This window comes from Streptomyces sp. NPDC054932 (assembly GCF_053610205.1).
This window is the reverse complement of record NZ_JBSGXU010000020.1, coordinates 26,620-42,881: the sequence shown is the minus strand read 5'-3', so window position 1 is coordinate 42,881 and position 16,262 is coordinate 26,620. Positions and strand designations below refer to the sequence as shown.

General features: G+C 71.6%; 19 protein-coding genes. 8 read left to right on the top strand and 11 right to left on the bottom strand.

The window, feature by feature from the left end; translation table 11 throughout:
• Positions 1–10: 10 nt before the first annotated feature.
• Positions 11–343 carry a DUF6299 family protein gene (locus ACWGE1_RS08550; protein ID WP_453419798.1) on the bottom strand — a complete coding sequence of 111 codons (333 nt, stop codon included), beginning with the start codon at positions 341–343 and terminating at the stop codon, positions 11–13.
• A 263-nt stretch (positions 344–606) separates the two neighbouring features.
• Between ACWGE1_RS08550 and ACWGE1_RS08545 the strand changes: the two genes are divergently transcribed.
• Together ACWGE1_RS08545 and ACWGE1_RS08540 are read left to right on the top strand one after the other, a co-directional pair.
• The gene (locus tag ACWGE1_RS08545) at positions 607–1,191 is read left to right on the top strand and encodes a DUF4352 domain-containing protein (RefSeq protein ID WP_453419797.1); all 585 of its coding nucleotides are present in this window, start codon (positions 607–609) and stop codon (positions 1,189–1,191) included.
• A 56-nt stretch (positions 1,192–1,247) separates the two neighbouring features.
• Entirely contained in the window at positions 1,248–1,742 is a 495-nt protein-coding gene (locus tag ACWGE1_RS08540; protein ID WP_030717179.1) for a DUF5949 family protein, read from the top strand.
• Positions 1,743–1,826: 84 nt separating this feature from the next.
• On the opposite strand, the gene ACWGE1_RS08535 is transcribed toward ACWGE1_RS08540, so the two are convergent.
• The gene (locus tag ACWGE1_RS08535) at positions 1,827–3,086 is read right to left on the bottom strand and encodes a cytochrome P450 (protein WP_453419796.1); all 1,260 of its coding nucleotides are present in this window, start codon (positions 3,084–3,086) and stop codon (positions 1,827–1,829) included.
• Positions 3,087–3,208: 122 nt separating this feature from the next.
• A complete protein-coding gene (locus tag ACWGE1_RS08530; protein ID WP_453419795.1) occupies positions 3,209–4,369 on the bottom strand; it encodes a low temperature requirement protein A in 1,161 nt (386 codons plus the stop codon).
• A 238-nt stretch (positions 4,370–4,607) separates the two neighbouring features.
• On the opposite strand from ACWGE1_RS08530, the gene ACWGE1_RS08525 reads away from it, so the two are divergent.
• The 5 genes from ACWGE1_RS08525 to ACWGE1_RS08505 are packed head-to-tail and all read left to right on the top strand — an operon-like array spanning position 4,608 to position 9,683.
• On the top strand, positions 4,608–5,741 hold the full coding sequence (locus tag ACWGE1_RS08525; RefSeq protein ID WP_453419794.1) for an MFS transporter: 1,134 nt from the start codon (positions 4,608–4,610) through the stop codon (positions 5,739–5,741).
• Entirely contained in the window at positions 5,738–8,056 is a 2,319-nt protein-coding gene (locus tag ACWGE1_RS08520; protein WP_453419793.1) for a molybdopterin oxidoreductase family protein, read from the top strand. Before ACWGE1_RS08525 ends, ACWGE1_RS08520 begins: the two co-directional genes overlap by 4 nt.
• Before the next feature lie 6 nt (positions 8,057–8,062).
• Entirely contained in the window at positions 8,063–8,662 is a 600-nt protein-coding gene (locus ACWGE1_RS08515) for a 4Fe-4S dicluster domain-containing protein (protein ID WP_453419792.1), read from the top strand.
• Positions 8,659–9,318: a QcrA and Rieske domain-containing protein gene (locus ACWGE1_RS08510; protein ID WP_453419791.1), complete on the top strand. Its 660-nt coding sequence runs from the start codon at positions 8,659–8,661 to the stop codon at positions 9,316–9,318. Before ACWGE1_RS08515 ends, ACWGE1_RS08510 begins: the two co-directional genes overlap by 4 nt.
• Positions 9,315–9,683, top strand: a complete 369-nt coding sequence (locus ACWGE1_RS08505) for a hypothetical protein (RefSeq protein ID WP_453419790.1) — start codon at positions 9,315–9,317, stop codon at positions 9,681–9,683. The genes ACWGE1_RS08510 and ACWGE1_RS08505 overlap by 4 nt, the downstream gene beginning before the upstream one ends.
• Positions 9,684–9,738: 55 nt before the next feature.
• On the opposite strand, the gene ACWGE1_RS08500 is transcribed toward ACWGE1_RS08505, so the two are convergent.
• Positions 9,739–9,888: a hypothetical protein gene (locus tag ACWGE1_RS08500; RefSeq protein ID WP_453419789.1), complete on the bottom strand. Its 150-nt coding sequence runs from the start codon at positions 9,886–9,888 to the stop codon at positions 9,739–9,741.
• A 440-nt stretch (positions 9,889–10,328) separates the two neighbouring features.
• Between ACWGE1_RS08500 and ACWGE1_RS08495 the strand changes: the two genes are divergently transcribed.
• Complete coding sequence (locus ACWGE1_RS08495) at positions 10,329–10,535, top strand: hypothetical protein (RefSeq protein WP_453419829.1); 207 nt, start codon at positions 10,329–10,331, stop codon at positions 10,533–10,535.
• A 22-nt stretch (positions 10,536–10,557) separates the two neighbouring features.
• Here the strand turns inward: ACWGE1_RS08495 and mscL are convergent, their stop codons facing one another.
• The 7 genes from mscL to ACWGE1_RS08460 form a co-directional block, all read right to left on the bottom strand.
• A complete protein-coding gene (gene mscL / locus ACWGE1_RS08490; RefSeq protein ID WP_453419788.1) occupies positions 10,558–11,046 on the bottom strand; it encodes a large conductance mechanosensitive channel protein MscL in 489 nt (162 codons plus the stop codon).
• Positions 11,047–11,169: 123 nt separating this feature from the next.
• Positions 11,170–11,766: a hypothetical protein gene (locus ACWGE1_RS08485; protein WP_453419787.1), complete on the bottom strand. Its 597-nt coding sequence runs from the start codon at positions 11,764–11,766 to the stop codon at positions 11,170–11,172.
• A gap of 139 nt (positions 11,767–11,905) precedes the next feature.
• Positions 11,906–12,613, bottom strand: coding sequence for an orotidine-5'-phosphate decarboxylase (gene pyrF / locus ACWGE1_RS08480; RefSeq protein WP_453419786.1), 708 nt, complete (start codon positions 12,611–12,613; stop codon positions 11,906–11,908).
• A gap of 16 nt (positions 12,614–12,629) precedes the next feature.
• Complete coding sequence (locus ACWGE1_RS08475; RefSeq protein WP_453419785.1) at positions 12,630–13,187, bottom strand: carboxymuconolactone decarboxylase family protein; 558 nt, start codon at positions 13,185–13,187, stop codon at positions 12,630–12,632.
• A 186-nt stretch (positions 13,188–13,373) separates the two neighbouring features.
• The gene (locus tag ACWGE1_RS08470; protein WP_453419784.1) at positions 13,374–14,207 is read right to left on the bottom strand and encodes an S-methyl-5'-thioadenosine phosphorylase; all 834 of its coding nucleotides are present in this window, start codon (positions 14,205–14,207) and stop codon (positions 13,374–13,376) included.
• Between the two features lie 74 nt (positions 14,208–14,281).
• Positions 14,282–14,602: an FmdB family zinc ribbon protein gene (locus tag ACWGE1_RS08465; RefSeq protein WP_189735399.1), complete on the bottom strand. Its 321-nt coding sequence runs from the start codon at positions 14,600–14,602 to the stop codon at positions 14,282–14,284.
• Positions 14,603–14,669: 67 nt separating this feature from the next.
• The gene (locus tag ACWGE1_RS08460; RefSeq protein WP_453419783.1) at positions 14,670–16,058 is read right to left on the bottom strand and encodes an MFS transporter; all 1,389 of its coding nucleotides are present in this window, start codon (positions 16,056–16,058) and stop codon (positions 14,670–14,672) included.
• Positions 16,059–16,262: the final 204 nt, after the last annotated feature.

The following is a 16,262-nucleotide window of genomic DNA, read 5'->3' as shown; positions in this document are numbered from 1 at the left end:
CCCGCACCGCTCAGTGCTCGCGGACCTCGACGTCGCGGCTGTCCCGGGCGACGGTGGTGACCGACTTCGGCATCAGGCCCGAGAGCCGGATCTCCTGCAGCTCCGCGGTGACCACCGCGTGGCCCGGGTGAACGTTCACGAAGGCGCCCGGCGCGTTGGCCACCCACCGGCGCTCCTGGCCGTCGCAGACGATCTGCTCCGCGCCGATGCTCAGCTGCCGCCCGTCGTCCTGCACGAGGGTCGCCTTGATCTGCATCGCCCCCTCGGGTGACGCCTGCTCGCAGTGGTACGACCCGGAAAGGGTGACGGCGCCGTCCTTGGCGACGTGGGCGTCGTGATGCACGGAAATCCCTTGGTCGAAAACGGTGGCGCCGGCCGGAGCGGTGAATAGCGTGGTGGCAGCCAGTGCGGAGAAGGCCGTCAGGGCCATTCGGCGGGCGGGGATGCGCATTCTTCCTCCAGGTGGTGCGGGTGGCGGGATTCCGCCGGAACGCATTGTGCTGGCAGCTGGGCGTACGCACGTGATCCGTGCGCTCGTGTCGTTGAGTGCAATTCCCTGCCCGGGGGCGTGAAACTGGCCGTAATTCGTCCCCGAAGGGATCTTGCATGCGCCAGCCCGCCCTCCCCGTCCTCGCCCTGCTCCCGCTCCTGCTCCTCGGTGCCACCGCCTGCCAGAGCGCCCCCGAGGGAGACGCGCTCGCCCCCGCCGCCGCGCCCGCGGTCCCGGTGGACGACGGGGCGCCGGGCGCCGCGGAGGCCCCCGTACGGCCCGGTGTGAAGGATGCCCATGTGGGTGACCCCGTACGGGTGCACGCCCGGCAGGTCGGCCGACACCTCCAGGTCGAGCTCGGGGCGTTCGTGGACCCCGCGATCAGCGTGGAGAAGAACTTCGTCCCGCCCGCCGGGAAGCGCTGGGTCGCCGCCTCGATGTCCTTCGTCAACGTGGGCGGAGCCTCGTACGGGGCGCTCGGACGCATGTGGGCGCACGACAGCGCGGGACAGCGTCACCCGGTGGTGAAGACCGGCGAGCTGACGACCGGCAAACCGATCGTCTTCGATTCACTGGAGGTCGGTGAGCGGGCCGAGGGGTGGGTGGTGTTCGAAATCCCGGAAAGCGCGCGCATTGTGCGGCTCCAGTACCAGGACGCGAACATGCAGACGAATTCCGGAGAGGGATTCTGGGCCGTCTAGCCCGCCCGGGTGAAGGGCCGTGAAAGGCTCGCCGGAGAGACCACTAGGGTGCGCGCATGACTTCTACTCAAGCCGAAATCGACCGGTCCCAGCTCGGCACTCTTTCGGTGCTCGCCTGGATCGGAGACCCCGAAGAGGCGCACGACATCCCGTACCTCCTCGCCTACACCCTCGGTGACGGCCCGAAGGGCCGGGAGGCCGGCGAGGCGGCCGCCCGCGGGCTGCTGGAGGAGATCGGCCTGCCCATCGGCGACGTGGTCATGGACGGCACCCTCAAGGCGGCCACCTTCCCGGTGCAGATCCTGCTGGAGGGCAATCAGATCGCGCTCACCCTGCCCGGGATGAACGCGCGCTGCACCGCCCCCGACGAGTGGGTCGCCGCGGCGGACGAGAGCGGGCAGGCGTACTTCCTCTTCGCCACCCGCGCCTGGCCGGAGGCGGTCCCGGGCCGGCCGGTCGCGCCGGAGACCCTGCAGGCCTTCGCGGGTGACGAGTCGGTGCTCACCAGCAGCGCCCACTGCGTCCTCGCCGTGCGGCGCGTGCAGCGGTAGCCACGGGCCGGGTGCCGCCGCCCCATGCTCCGGCCGCCGGGCTCCCAGCCTGCCCGGTGGCCGGTTTCCCGGCCGGCCCCGCCGTCAGGGGCCGGGACGTTCGAAGGCGAACCTGAGCGAGCGGACCCGGTTGTCGAAGTTCGACCCCGCCAGGTCCGGCAGCCCCACCGCCCGCAGCCCGACCGGACGGGTCAGCAGCTCGCGGAAGAGGGCCTTCATCTCCACCCTGGCCAGGTGCGCGCCCAGGCAGAAGTGCGGGCCGCCGCCGCCGAACCCCAGGTGCGGATTGGGCGAGCGGGTGATGACGAAGTCGTCGGGGTCGGGGAAGACCGCCTCGTCGCGGTTGGCGGAGGCGTAGTAGAGGACCACCTTGTCGCCCGGCCGGAACACGTGGCCGTCCATGGTGTGCTCGGCCGCCACGGTCCGGCGGAACTGGATGATCGGCGTCGAGTGGCGGATCATCTCGTCCACGGCGCCGTCCGCGTACTTCTCGAAGTCCGAGAGCAGCAGGTCCCGCTGGTCCGGGTGATCGGTCAGCAGGGTCAGCCCGTGGGTGATCGCGTTACGGGTGGTCTCCACCCCGGCGACCATCAGCAGGGAGAAGAAGGCGCCCAGCTGGCGCGCCCCGAGCGCCTGGCCGTCGACGTTCGCGCAGACCAGCGCCGAGATCAGGTCGTCGGTGGGGTTCTTGCGCCGCTCCCGCCCGATGCCCGCCACCATCCGCTGCATCCGGGCGAGCGCGCGCAGCCCGCGCCCGGGCATCCGCAGCCGGGAGGCCAGGCCCCGCTCCACGCCGATGTTCTCCGAGGCGTGGTTGACGCGGTCGGCGATCTCGGCGCGGTAGTGCTCCGGAATGCCCATCATGTTGCAGATGACCTCCAGGGGCAGCCGGGAGGCCACGGCCGAGACGAACTCGTCCGGCTGTTCGGCCAGTACGTCGTCCACGATGCGGGTGGCCACGGCGTGGATGTCGGCCTCGGCGGCCGCCAGCAGACGGGGTGTGAAGGCACGCTGCACGATCTTGCGCAGCTGGGCGTGGTCGGGGCCGTCCAGATTGACCATCGAGTCCCCGAAGAGGGCCCTGACCCAGCGGGCCGGCTCGGGCGTGGTCACGCCGGGGGCGCTGGCGAAGACCTTGGGCAGGCGGCTGGCCTCCTGCACCTGGGCGTGGCGGACGAGGGCCCAGTGGCCGGGACCGGACCCTTCCGGGACGAGGACCGGGCCGTCGGCCGCGCGCAGCCGGGCGAAAGCGGCGAGGCGGTGGGCGGGGGGCTGCTGCCAGAAGCCTGGCTCGGCCAGCTCCCTGCCGGGGTCGGTGCCGTGGCGTGGTGCCGGAAGTGTCATGGCAGGGCCTCCAGTCGGTGCGCGGTGCGCGTCGTTCTGCGCTGGAGAACGGCGGCGGGGGCGCGGGAGTGACGGTTCGCCGGGTGCGGGTGCGGGAGCGGGTGCGTGCGGCCCGCCCGGACTCAGGCGGTGGCGGGAGTTCCGGCCCGCGTGGCCAGGGTCAGTCCGACCGCCACCGTCAGCACCCCGACGAGGCCCGCCCACAGGACGGCGTGGATGCCCGACCAGGTACAGGCGAGCGTCACGACGGCGGACACCGGCAGGACCAGCTGCTGGGCGGCGCCGCGCTTGAACTGCCGGGAGTGCAGCAGCCACACCATCATCAGGAACAGCGCGGTCGGGACGGTCACCGCGGCGTTCGCGGCGACCTGGGAGATGTGCGCCTTGCCGACGGCGTGCTCGACCGCGACCTCGATGCCGGCGCCGATCGCCGCGCCCGAGGCGAAGATCAGCAGGTGTCCGTAGCCCCACGGGATGGCCTCGCGGTTGGAGGTCAGGTGCTCGTGCATCGGCACGGCGAAGTAGATCCACCACGCGGCGAAGACGATCAGCAGCCCGCCCGCGGCGATGGGCAGCAGCTGGCCCAGTGCCTCGTGCTCGTCGATCGCGGACTTGACGGCCACCGTGGCCGCGGCAATCGTCTCGCCGAGCACGATGATGGTGAACAGGCCGTACCGCTCCACGATGTGGTGCGCGTGCCAGGGCGTCCGGTGGCCGCGCTCGGCGATCACCGGAACCCCCAGCTCCGCGACGAGCAGGACGAGGAACAGCCAGCGCTTCCAGTCGTCCGGGACGAACAGCAGGCCGAGCCAGCCCAGCTGACAGAGCACCAGTCCGCACGCGTACGTCAGCGCTGCCGTCCGGGCCGCGCCCCGCTCCCCGGCGGCGGCCCGCAGCCACTGCGCCGTCAGGGCGACGCGCATGATGATGTAGCCGGTGACGGCGACCGCCCAGTCGTTGTCGTCGAAGGCCCGGCTCACCCCGGCCGCGTACACGAGCACACCGGCGATCTGCACGAGCGTCGCGATCCGGTACGGGACGTCGTCCACGTCGTAGGCCGAGGCGAACCAGGTGAAATTCATCCAGGCCCACCACACGCCGAAGAAGACGAAGAAGTAGCCGACCACCCCGGCGCCGGGATGGCCCTCCGCGAGCGAGTGGACCAGCCGGGCGCCGGCCTGCGCGATGGCGACGACGAAGCAGAGGTCGAAGAACAGCTCCAGCGGGGTGGCGGCGCGGTGGGCCTCGTCGGGGCTGCGAGCGGTCATGGTGGAGTAGGCCATACCGGCCAGGAGAGCAGAGGCGGGACTTCCGGAGGGCCGGACGCGCTGCCGGTACAGCCCGTGTGCCCCGGGCGGATGCGTGGGAACGCCGGCCCGGCGCGGCGGTCCGACGGCGGGCCGGGCGGGCTGGCCAACGCGATTTTCGAGGCGCACGGCTTGACGGCGTATGACCCCGTTCGGTCCAACTGCACATACGGCATAACGGGCTGAATCGGTACAGGTCGCCTAGCGTGGGGCTGTGTCCGAGCCATCAGAAGCCCTCGCCGCCCCTCCGCCGCCTCCCGGGTCCGCAGGAGCCGCCGGGGCGGAGACCCGGTCGGCCCCATTCCCGCACGGGCCGGGCACCCGACGGTCGGTCACCGCCCGGGCCGCCCTGGCGGGCACGGTCGTCTCGCTCCTGCTCGTCGCCGCCATCGTGCTGGGCAGCCGGATGCTGCGCGACTTCGACTCGGCGCTGCTGCCGTACGCCGTCGCCACCGTCTTCCTGGCCTTCGGCGTGGCCTACCGGTACACGGTCTGGGTCTCCGCGCCCGGCGCGCGCCGCCTCTTCAGGAAGGGCTTCGGCAGCCTCTTCTCGGCCGACAACTTCCGCAGGGCGCCCACCGCCCTGCCCAGGATGATCGCCACCTACCTCGGCTTCCAGAAGTTCCTCGGCGCCCGCTCGCGCGGCCGCTGGGCCGCCCACCAGCTCATCTTCTGGGGCTGTGTCCTGGCCGCCCTCATCACCTTCCCGCTGACCTGGGGCTGGTTCACCTTCACCTCCGACAGCGGCTCGGGCCCCGGCTACGAGATGCGGATCTGGGGGATCAAGGTCCTCGGCTTCGACTCGCTGAACGTCTGGGGCTGGCTGATGTTCCACGGCCTGGACATCGCCGCGGTGCTGGTCATCCCCGGAGCCTCGTACTTCCTGTGGCGCAGGATGAAGGACCGCGGCGCGATCACCGGCCAGCGCTTCGCCTACGACCTGCTGCCGCTGATCTGCCTGATCGTGATCTCCGTGACCGGGCTGCTGCTGACCTTCTCGTCGATCTTCCTGCACGGCGGAGGCTACGAGTTCCTGGCCATCCTGCACATGGTGTCGGTGGTGTTCACCCTCATCTACATCCCGTTCGGGAAGTTCTTCCACATCGTCCAGCGCCCGGCCGCCGTCGGCATGCAGCTGTTCAAGTACACGGCCCGCCAGGACGAACAGGTCTTCGCCTGCAGGCGCTGCGGGGAACCCATCGACACCACCCCGTACGTGGAGAACCTGCGCGGCACGATGCAGGACCTGAACCTCGGCTTCAACGCCTTCGTCGAATACTGCCCGCGCTGCAAGCGGGTGCTGCGCGGCAACGCCTACCTGACCCGTGTCAAGAAGGGTTTCAAGTGACCGCGACGGAACCGGCCGGGACCGACCCGCTGCCCCTCGACCCCTCGATCGCCCCGCCCGGCACCCGCAACTTCCGCGACGCGGGCGGCATCCCCGCCGACCAGTGGCACGCCGACCAGAACGGCGAGACCCTCGTCCCCACCCACTGCTGCTTCTGCGGCGTGCAGTGCGGGATGTACCTGCGCGTGGACCGGGGCGGCAAGGTCTTCGGCGTGGAGCCCCGCAACCACGACATCAACCGGATGCGGCTGTGCCCCAAGGGCATCAACGCCTACCAGCAGGTCAACCACCCCGACCGGCTGACCGCGCCGCTGCTGCGCCGCTCCCGGGACGAGGAGTTGCGCGAGGCATCCTGGGAGGAGGCGCTGGACTTCACCGTCTCCGAGATCCGCCGCATCCAGGAGGCCCACGGCAAGGACGCCTTCGGACTGCTCGGCGGCGCCAGCCTGTACTCGGAGAAGACCTACCTCGTCGGCAAGTTCGGCCGGGTCGCGCTGGGGACGCGGCACGTCGACTACAACGGCCGCCTGTGCATGGTCAGTGCCGCCGGCGCCAACAAGCTCTCCTTCGGCATCGACCGTGCGGCCAACCCCTTCTCCGACATCCTCCTCACCGACTGCCTGCTCATCGCCGGGTCGAACGTCGGCGAGTGCTTCCCGGTGATGACCCAGTACATCTGGGGAGCCCGCGACCGGGGCGCCTCGCTGATCGTCGTCGACCCGCGGGAGACGGCCATCGCGCGCACCGCCGACATCCACGTCGCCCTCAAGCCCGGCACCGACTCGGCCTTCTTCAACGCCGTGCTCCATGTGCTCGTCGCCGAGAGCCTGATCGACGAGGCCTACCTGGCCGCCCACACCACCGGCTGGGACGAGGTCAGGAAGACCGTCCAGGGCTACCCGCCCGCCCGGTCCGCCGGGATCTGCGGCGTCCCCGCCGAGCAGATCGTCGAGGTGGCCAGGGTGTTCGGCGGCGCCGGCAAGGCCATGGCCCTCCACGCGCGCGGGGTGGAACACCACTCGCAGGGAGTCGAGAACTGCCTGTCCATCATCAACATGTGCGTGGCCACCGGAAACCTCGGCAGGCCGGGGGCCGGCTACGGCACCATCACCGGCCAGGGCAACGGCCAGGGCGGCCGCGAGCACGGGCAGAAGGCCGACCTCCTCCCCGGCGGCCGGTCCATCACGAACGAGGAGCACCGCCGCCAGATCTGCGAGATCTGGGGCATCGAGGAGTCCGAACTCCCGCCCGCCGGCACCTCCATGATGGAAATGGTCTGGCAGATGCAGCGGCAGGAGATCCGCGGTCTGATCGGCATCTGCAACAACCCCTTCGTCTCGCTCCCCCACTACACGACGGTCAAGGAGGGCTACGACGCCCTCGAATTCCACGCCCAATTCGACTTCTTCCTCTCCGAGACCGCGGCCAACGCGCACGTGGTCTTCCCGGTCACCGTGTGGGCGGAGGACGAGGGCGTCATGGCCAACACCGAGGCCCGCGTCGTCAAGCACAACAAGGCGCAGGAGCCCCCCGCCGGGGTGCGCACCGACACCTGGGTGATGTGCGAGCTCGCCAGGCGCCTCGGAGCCGGCGACAAGTTCGCCTTCACGAGCTCCCGCGAGGTGTTCGACGAACTGCGCGTCGCCTCCGCCGGCACGGTCAACGACTACTACGGCATCACCTACGAACGACTTGAGGAGACCGGAGGCATTGTGTGGCCCTGTCCCTCCACCGAGCACCCGGGCACTCCCCGGCTGTTCGAGGGCGGCCGGACCTACCACCCCGACGGCAAGGTCCACATGCAGGTGGTCGAGTGGCACGAGCCCATGGACCCGTACACCGAGGAGTACCCCCTCTCCCTCACCACCGGCCGCACCGTCGCGCACTTCCTCTCCGGCAACCAGACCCGCCGTCTGGGCGCCCTCGTCGAGCAGACACCGCGCCCCTGGGTGGAGCTCCACCCCTCGCACGGCTACCGCAACGGCGACCCGGTACGGGTGGTCACCCGCCGCGGCAGCGAGGTCTTCCCTGCCCTGGTCACCGAGGCCATCCGCCCCGACACCGTCTTCATCCCCTACCACTGGCCCGTGCCGACGGCCGCGAACGCCCTGACCATCGACGCCCTCGACCCCCGTTCGAAGATCCCCGAGTACAAGGTGTGCGCCGCCCGGCTCGAGCCCGCCGAGCGGGTCGACGAGGTCCCCGCGCCGCCCACGGCCCCGGGCCACGAGGCCTATCCGCAGACCCAGGTGTCCCGCGCCGACCCCCTGCCCCCCACGTCCTCGCAGGGCCGTGGCACGGCGGAGAGGAGCTGACCCGCCATGATGGGCCGCACGATCTTCATCGACCCGGGCCGCTGCATCGGCTGCCAGGCCTGCGTCTCCGCCTGCCGCGAATGCGACTCCCACCGCGGCAAGTCGATGATCCACCTGGACTACACCGAACCCGGCATGTCCGTCGCCTCCCTCCCGACCGTCTGCATGCACTGCGAGGACCCGGTCGCCCCCTGCGCCGAGGTCTGTCCCGCCGACGCGATCCTGGTGACCCCCGACGGCGTGGTCCAGCAGGCCGACACCACCCGCTGCATCGGCTGCGCCAACTGCGTCAACGCCTGCCCCTTCGGCGTGCCCAAGATCGACCTACAGGCGAAGCTCCAGATGAAGTGCAACCTCTGCTACGACCGCACCGCCTACGGCCTCGCCCCCATGTGCGCCACCGTCTGCCCCACCGGCGCCCTCTTCTACGGCACCCTCGAAGAGCTCCAGGCCGAGCGCCCCGGCGTCCAGGTGGCCGACTCCTTCGTCTTCGGTGACGTGATGGTCAGCACCGGGGTGGCGATGGTCGTCCCCGCCGACAAGGTCCAGTGGCCGGTCCCCGGCGGCCTGCCCGTCGTCGAGGTGAATGGGGTCGACGTCCGATGAGCCTCACCGAACACCCGCCCCCCGCGCCCGGCCCGGAGGCCGACGGCGACGCGGCCGCCGAGCAGTTGCGCGACCGGATCAGCGCCGACTCCCTCACCACGCGCCGCGACTACCTGCGGATCGTCGCCACCGTCTCCGGCGGCCTGGCCATCGGCGGTGTCGGCGTCGCCGCCGGCATCCTGCACCGGCACGGCGACAGCGAGACGCTGCCCGAGGCCAAGAAGGTCACCGACCGGCTGGCGCCCGGCCAGTCGGTGGCCTTCCGGTTCCCCGGCGACGAGGACCGGGCCCTCGCCGTGCGGCTGACCGACGGTTCCCTCGTCGGCTACTCCGCCGTCTGCACGCATCTGGCCTGCGCCGTGCTGTGGCGGGAGGACCGGGGCGACGAGGGGGAGCTGTACTGCCCCTGCCACGAAGGGGTCTTCGAGGTCCGCACCGGCGAGGTCACCGCGGGCCCGCCGCCCCGCCCGCTCCCCAGGATCTTCCTGACCGAGCGGCCCGACGGCAGCGTCTGGGCCATCGCCACCGCCCGGTCGGGAGAGCCGGCCCGGGAAGCGCTCTGCCGGCAGTTCGGCGATTCCAACCCCCTGGCGACCGTGCAGCTGGGCTGTCCCGGTGCGAACGGCCCCGCCGCGAGCCGGACGGGGCGGACATGAGCGAAGCACAGCCCCCTCCGCGCCCGGAGTACCACCCGGGCAGTGCCCAGCCCCGGCTGAACCGGCCGGTGCGGGACCGGTATCCGCAGATCCGCCCCACCAGTGGCTACGGAGACCCCCGGATCCGGCACACGGGCCCCGGCCCGGGGGCCGGCAGCGAGCAGGAGCCGGAGCGGTCCTCGAAGCTGAACGCCCGTCTGACCCTGGCCCTCACCGTCGTCGTCGGACAGCTCTGGGCGCTGACGGTCACCGTCAACGAATGGATGGAGGGCAACACCGGCACGGCCTGGTGGGGGGCGGGATTCCTGGTCCTGTCCTTCCTCGTCGTGATCGGACTGTGGCTCCTCGACCCGAAGGACCGATGACCATGTCCACACCCACCCCCACTCCCCGGACGGTGCGCTCGCACCGCGCCGAGACCTACAGGCCCGGGGCCACCATCGGGGACGGGCGGCCCGAGGACGAGGACTTCTGGCAGTCCACCGGCCGCACGGTCGCCCAGCGCAACCTCTGGGTCTCGATCCCGGCGCTGATGCTCGGTTTCGTGGTCTGGCAGGTGTGGTCGGTCACCGTCGCCGATGCTGTGGCTCGGCTTCGCGCTCCAGGACAACGCCGCCCCGTACTGGGAGCTGGTGCTGATCGCGGCCGTCTGCGGCATCGGCCGCGCGAACTTCGCCTCCTCGATGGCCACCATCGGCTTCTTCTTCCCCAAGAGGGAGAAGGGCAGCGCGAGCGGTCTCAACGGCGGGCTCGGCAACCTCGGTGTGAGCGTCGTCCAGCTGGTCGCCCCCGTGGTGGTCACCGCGGCCGTCCTCGGCGCCCCGGCGGGCGGTCCGCAGCACGACGCCAAGGAGAACACCGACATCTGGCTGCAGAACGGCGCCCTTCTCCGGGTGCCGCTGCTGGTGATCACGGCGCTGCTCGCCCGGTTCCTGATGAAGGACCTCAGGGTGGCCGCAGCCCCTTCAGCCAGCAGAAGATCATCTTGGGGGCGGCCGTACCCTGGAGGCATGAGCAGCACCCCCGACCCGCAGCCCCCGCGTCCCGCCCAGGGGGCCGACCGGCCCCGGCCGAAGCCCAGGCTGGTCTTCGACGACCCGCTGGACCAGCAGTCCTCGGACGACACAGACCGCGGCTGGGGCGAGCGGCCGCCCGCCGGCGGCAGCGCGGCCGACCTGGCCCGCTTCCTCGACGAGAAGCCCCCGCACCACATCTGACCGGCCCGGGCGGCCGGAGCGGTCAGAACCTGTCGCGCGATCCCGCGGGGCCGTTGCCGGACCGCTGCGCGACCAGGGTGTCCCGGATCTCCTTGAGGACCTCCAGCTCGGTGATCTCGACGATCTCCTGCACACCTTCCCTGGCCTTGCGGCGGGCCTCCTGCTTGGCGAGGTACTTCGCCATCGGCAGCACCATGAGGAAGTAGACGACCGCGGCGGTGATCACGAAGGTCAGCGTCGCGTTCAGCACCGAGCCCCAGAGGATCTCCACACCCGTCGGCTGGCCGTTCGGGCCGATGCCGCAAGGGGCCTTGAGGCAGGACTTGTAGCCGTCCAGGCTCTGCGTGCCGACCGCGCCCACCACCGGGCTGATGATCCCCTTGACCACCGAGTTCACGATGTTCGTGAACGCGGCGCCGATGACCACGGCCACCGCCAGGTCGACCACATTGCCGCGCATCAGGAAGGCCTTGAAGCCTGCCAGCACGCTGTCCTTCTTCTTCTCGCTCACCACTGAGCCCTTCTTCACATGTGCCGAACACGGAGCCAACGGTTCCGAAAGCTACGGCAGTCCGGGCACGGCGTGTCCAATCGGCCCCCACCTCGAGGTGAATTGACTGACCGGGCGTGCGAATCAGCACAACGTCACCGCCAGCCGCGTCATGGCGCCCGCACCCACGAGCTCCCGCGCGGTGTCCCGCGGCACGGACAGCACCACCAGCGCCCCGCCGTCCGCAACACCCCTGTCGGGATCGGGGACTTCCGCCACCCGTGCCCCCGCGGCCACCACCCGGGGCGGCCCGGTGCGCTCCGCCGCGACCACGTCCACCCGGTCCCCGGGCCGCAGCAGCCGCACCGTCGCCGCGTCCGCGATGCGCACGGGGGCCGACACCATTGGCGCCGCCGCAGGTGGCGCCGCATTCCGGGAAACCCCGGCCGCGGGCGGCGCGGCGCCCCGCGAGGCCTGCGCCTCGGCGCCGCCCACCGCCAGGGCCGCCGCCACGACGGCCAGCGCGGCCGAGGCGGCCCGCCGACGGCGCCGCACCGCCCGGCGCAGCCGGTCCCCGCCCCGCCCCACGCGCAGCGGCGGGAACGGCGGGACCGGGCGCGCGGGGGGACACGCGGACGAGGTCGCAGAAACAGAGGAAGCCGAGGAAGCCGAGGAAGCCGAGAAAGCCGAGGAAGCCGAGGGAGCAGAGGAAGCCGAAGAAGCCGTGGAACAACGGGACATGACGAACACCACCAGACCGAACGAGTTGCCGTGCCCGGACCCGTCGCCCGGACACCTCCCACGATCCGGTCTCCCGGTGAATCCCGCCGGGGCCTGTGGACGATCCCCAGCCTGTGGACAACCCCGTCACCCGCAGGTGTCAGCCGCCCGCCCGTACCCGCCGCAGCGCGGCCACCGGGTCCGCGGCCCGGGCGATCGACCGGCCCACCACGACGTGCGAGGCCCCGGCGGCGAAGGCCGCCCGGGGCGTTCCCGGCCGGGCGTGCCCGCCCGTCGCGCCGTCCGGTTCCAGGGTCACGCCCGGCGTGACGATCAACCGCTCCGGCCCCAGCAGTTCGCGCAGCACCCGGGCCTCCCGCGGCGAGGCGACGACCCCGTCGCATCCCGCGCCGACCGCCAGCCGCGCCAGCCGCAGCACCTGCTCCTCGGTGTCCGCGGCGATGCCGATGTCCGCCAGGTCGCTCCCGGTCATGTTGGTGACCACCGTCAGCGCGAGTACCCGCAGCCGCGGGAACTCCCGTGCCGCCTCCACCGCCGCGGCCATGATTCCCGTACCGCCCATGGCGTGCACGGTCACCATGGACGCGCCCAGGGAGCCTGCGGCCCGGACGGCGCCGGCGACGGAGTTCGGTATCTCGAAGAGCTTCAGGTCGAGGAAGACCTCGTGCCCCCGCCCGACGAGGTCCCGTGCGAGCCCCGGACCCGCGGCGGTCAGCAGTTCCAGGCCGATCTTGTAGAAGCCGCACGCGTCGCCGAGGCGCTCGACGAGCTCCTCGGCGGCCCGGCGGTCGTCGAAGTCGAGGGCGACGATGACCTTGCGGTCGGCGGGGGAGAGGTCCGTGTCCACGCCGTCATTGTCGGGGTCAGCGCCCGGCCGGGAGCCGGCATGCCTCCGCGAAGCCCTGACTGGTCAGGCCGAAGGCGCTGTTGACGCGCGAACGCCAGTTCTCCAGCGCGACCATCGCCGTGAGCTCGACGAAGGCCTCCTCGCCGAGCCGTGCGATCAGGTCCCGCGCGAGCTCGTCCGTAACCGTCGGCTCGGTCTCCGTCATGGCCTCGGCGTACTCCATGACCAGCAGTTCCAGCTCGGTGAACACCTCGGGGGCCTCCCGCCACCGGGGCACCCGCTCGATCTTCTCCGTCGCCACCCCCAGCTCGTGGCCCTCCCAGTAGCCGAAGTCCATGCACCACGAGCAGTTGATCCGGGCCGCCGCCGCCATCACGGCCAGGTGCTTGAGACCGGCGTCGAGCGCCTTCCACTTCGCCGCCTGCTGTTCCAGGCGGACGTACGAGAACAGCACGCGCGAGTGGTGCCCGTAGGCCTGGCCGGGGTCGAGGACCTTGCCGTACGTGCGGCGCGAGTACCAGGAGCCGATGCGCATGAGGAGGGTGCGGGGCGGGGTGAGCGAGATACGCGGCATGACAGTCATCTCCCGGGCAGGGGCGGTCTTGTTTCCGCCTTCACCAGGGAGGACCGGACAGCCGGGCCGGATGTGACAGCCGCCGGCCGCCGACCGGTCGAGCGCCCGCTCCCGCCAGGGCGGGCTCGACGGGGAACCGGTCGAGGGGTATCTCGTACTCCTCGGCCGTGTCCCGGTTCAGCAGGGTTACGGGAGCTCGATGCCCAGGTCCCAGCCGTCGTGCGCGTGCGTGCACAGGCAGTCCCGGGCCTCCGTGGCCGGCAGGGCCGCCACCGCGTCGAAGAGGACCTCGCGCAGTCGGCCGACGTTCTCGCCGAACACCTTCAGGACCTCGGTGTGGGAGACGCCCTCGCCCGTCTCGGCGCCCGCGTCCAGGTCCGTGACCAGGGCCATCGAGGTGTAGCAGAGCCCCAGCTCGCGGGCGAGGACCGCCTCCGGGTGACCGGTCATGCCGACCACCGACCAGCCCGCCGCCGCATGCCACTGCGACTCGGCGCGCGTCGAGAACCGCGGCCCCTCGATGACGACCATGGTGCCGCCGTCCACGGGCTCCCAGTCCCGGCCCCGGGCCGCCGCCAGCGCCACGGACCGGCCCACCGGGCAGTACGGGTCGGCGAAGGTGGTGTGCACGACGTTCGGAACGGACCCGTCCGGCAGCGGCTCGCCGTCGAAGAAGGTCTGGGCGCGGGACTTCGTACGGTCGACCAGCTGGTCGGGAACGAGCAGCGTGCCCGGCCCGTACTCGGCCCGCAGGCCGCCGACCGCGCACGGGCCCAGCACCTGGCGGACACCGACCGAGCGCAGGGCCCACAGGTTGGCCCGGTAGTTGATCTTGTGCGGCGGGACGGTGTGACTGCGTCCGTGCCGGGGCAGGAAGGCCACCTGGCGGCCGCCCAGCTCACCCAAGTACAGGGAGTCGCTCGGGGGCCCGTACGGGGTCTCCACCTGGATCTCGGAGACGTCCTCCAGGAAGGAGTAGAAGCCCGAACCGCCGATGACACCGATCTCTGCGTTCACCATGCGGCCCACCCTAACGGGGCATGCCGAAGGCCCCGCTGCCCGGTCGGGGCGTGCGGGGCCTCGGGGAGAAGCGATCAGGCGGCCGACGTGGAGCTGCTGCTCGACGAGCTCGACGACGTCGAGGAGGACGAGGCGGCAGGAGCGGCGGCAGCGGTCGACGTCGAGGACGACGAAGAGCTCGATGACGGCTTCGAGGCAGGGGTGCTGCTCGACGACGCGCCACGGCTGTCGTTCCGGTAGAAACCGGAGCCCTTGAAGACGATGCCGACCGCGGAGAACACCTTCTTCAGGCGTCCGTCGCAGCTCGGGCACACGGTCAGTGCGTCATCGGTGAACTTCTGCACGGCCTCAAGGCCCTCACCGCACTCGGTGCACTGGTACTGGTAGGTCGGCACGAATTTCCTCCTGGCACTCTGACTCAATGAGTGCTAACGACGCTCCATGGTGACGTATTCCGGCGGATCAGTCCACCGTCACCGGCACGCGGTGACCCATCCCACGCTCGTTCACCCGGTTACGGGACACCGGGGAGCCGGTCGCCGGGGCGGCCGCCGGTGCGGTGGCGGAGGCGGTGGCGGTGGCCGGCGCCGCGGGCGCGGCCCCCTGCGCGGACGCGTTCACGATCCGGCTCGGTGCCTTCGGGGCCAGCTTCGCGCGCAGCGCCAGCAGCGTGGCCAGTGCGAGCGCGGTGGCACCCATGGGCACCAGGAAGCCGAACGAGGAACCGTGTGCGTCCGTCAGGCGGCCGGCCAGGATGACGGCGAGGGCCTGACCGAAGGCGATCGAGCCGGTCAGCCACGTGAAGGCCTCGGTCCGCGCGTTGGCGGGGACCAGCTGCTCGACCATGGTGTAGCCGGTGATCAGCGCCGGGGCGATGCACAGGCCGACGACCAGGCCGAGCGCACCCAGCACGATCATCGAGTTCGCGGCCCACAGGACGGACGCGGCGGCGGTGAGGCCGATGTAGCCGAGGATCAGGCGGCGACGCGGGCCGATCTTCCAGGCGATGGCGCCCATGGCGATGCCGGCGATCATGTTGCCGGCGGCGAAGACTCCGTAGAGCAGGCCGTTGGCCCCGGGGTTGCCGATCTCGTTGGAGAAGGCGGCGAGCGAGACCTGCATGCCGCCGAAGACGGCGCCGATCCCGAGGAAGGCGAAGATCAGGACGCGCAGGCCCGGGAAGGACAGCGCGAAGGCGCGCTGCTCACCGGCGGCGGACGGGACGTGCAGCTTCGGCTGGCTGGCCCGCTGGGCCGCGAAGAGCAGGCCGCCCAGCAGGGTCAGCGTGGCCTCGGTGACCAGACCGGCCGCCGGGTGGACGCCGGTGCACAGCGCGGTCGCGAGGACCGGGCCGACGACGAAGGTGAACTCGTCGGTGACGGACTCGAAGGCGGCGGCCGTCGGCAGCAGCGGGGAGCCCTCCAGCTTGGCGGCCCAGCGCGCCCGGACCATCGGTCCGACCTGCGGCACCGAGGCACCGGTGGGTACGGCGGCGATCGCCAGTGCCCAGAGGGGCGCGTCCAGCAGGGCCAGCGCGGCCAGGCCGGTGACGGCGGCGGAGTGCGCGAGGACCACGGGCAGCAGGACGGCGGTCTGGCCGAAGCGGTCGGTGACGATGCCCATCAGCGGGGCGGACAGTGCCATGGAGATGCCGGTGACGGCAGCGACGATGCCGGCGCTGCCGTAGGAACCGGTGGTGTGCTGGACCAGCAGCAGGATGCTGATCGTCAGCATGCCGAAGGGGAGTCGCGCTGCGAAGCCGGGGAGTACGAAGCCGAGGGCGCCGGGAGTGCGAAGGAGCTGCCCGTAGCCGGGGCGGGCGGACGTGTCGGTCGTGACCGCGGATGTCACGGCCTTGCCTTTCCGCTGCCTGGTAGAGCTTCCCCGTCTGCGGACGGTGCATCGCCTTGTGAGCGGCCGCACCCGTACATGTGGGAGCCCCGAGAGCTGTCCTCTTGCGCAGAACCGAGTGATACCTGGGCGCCCACTGCGGGAGGGTGCCACGGCCGCTTTGCGGTCGCGCCAGCTCTGCGTCAGGCAGAGTTGGTTCGATCT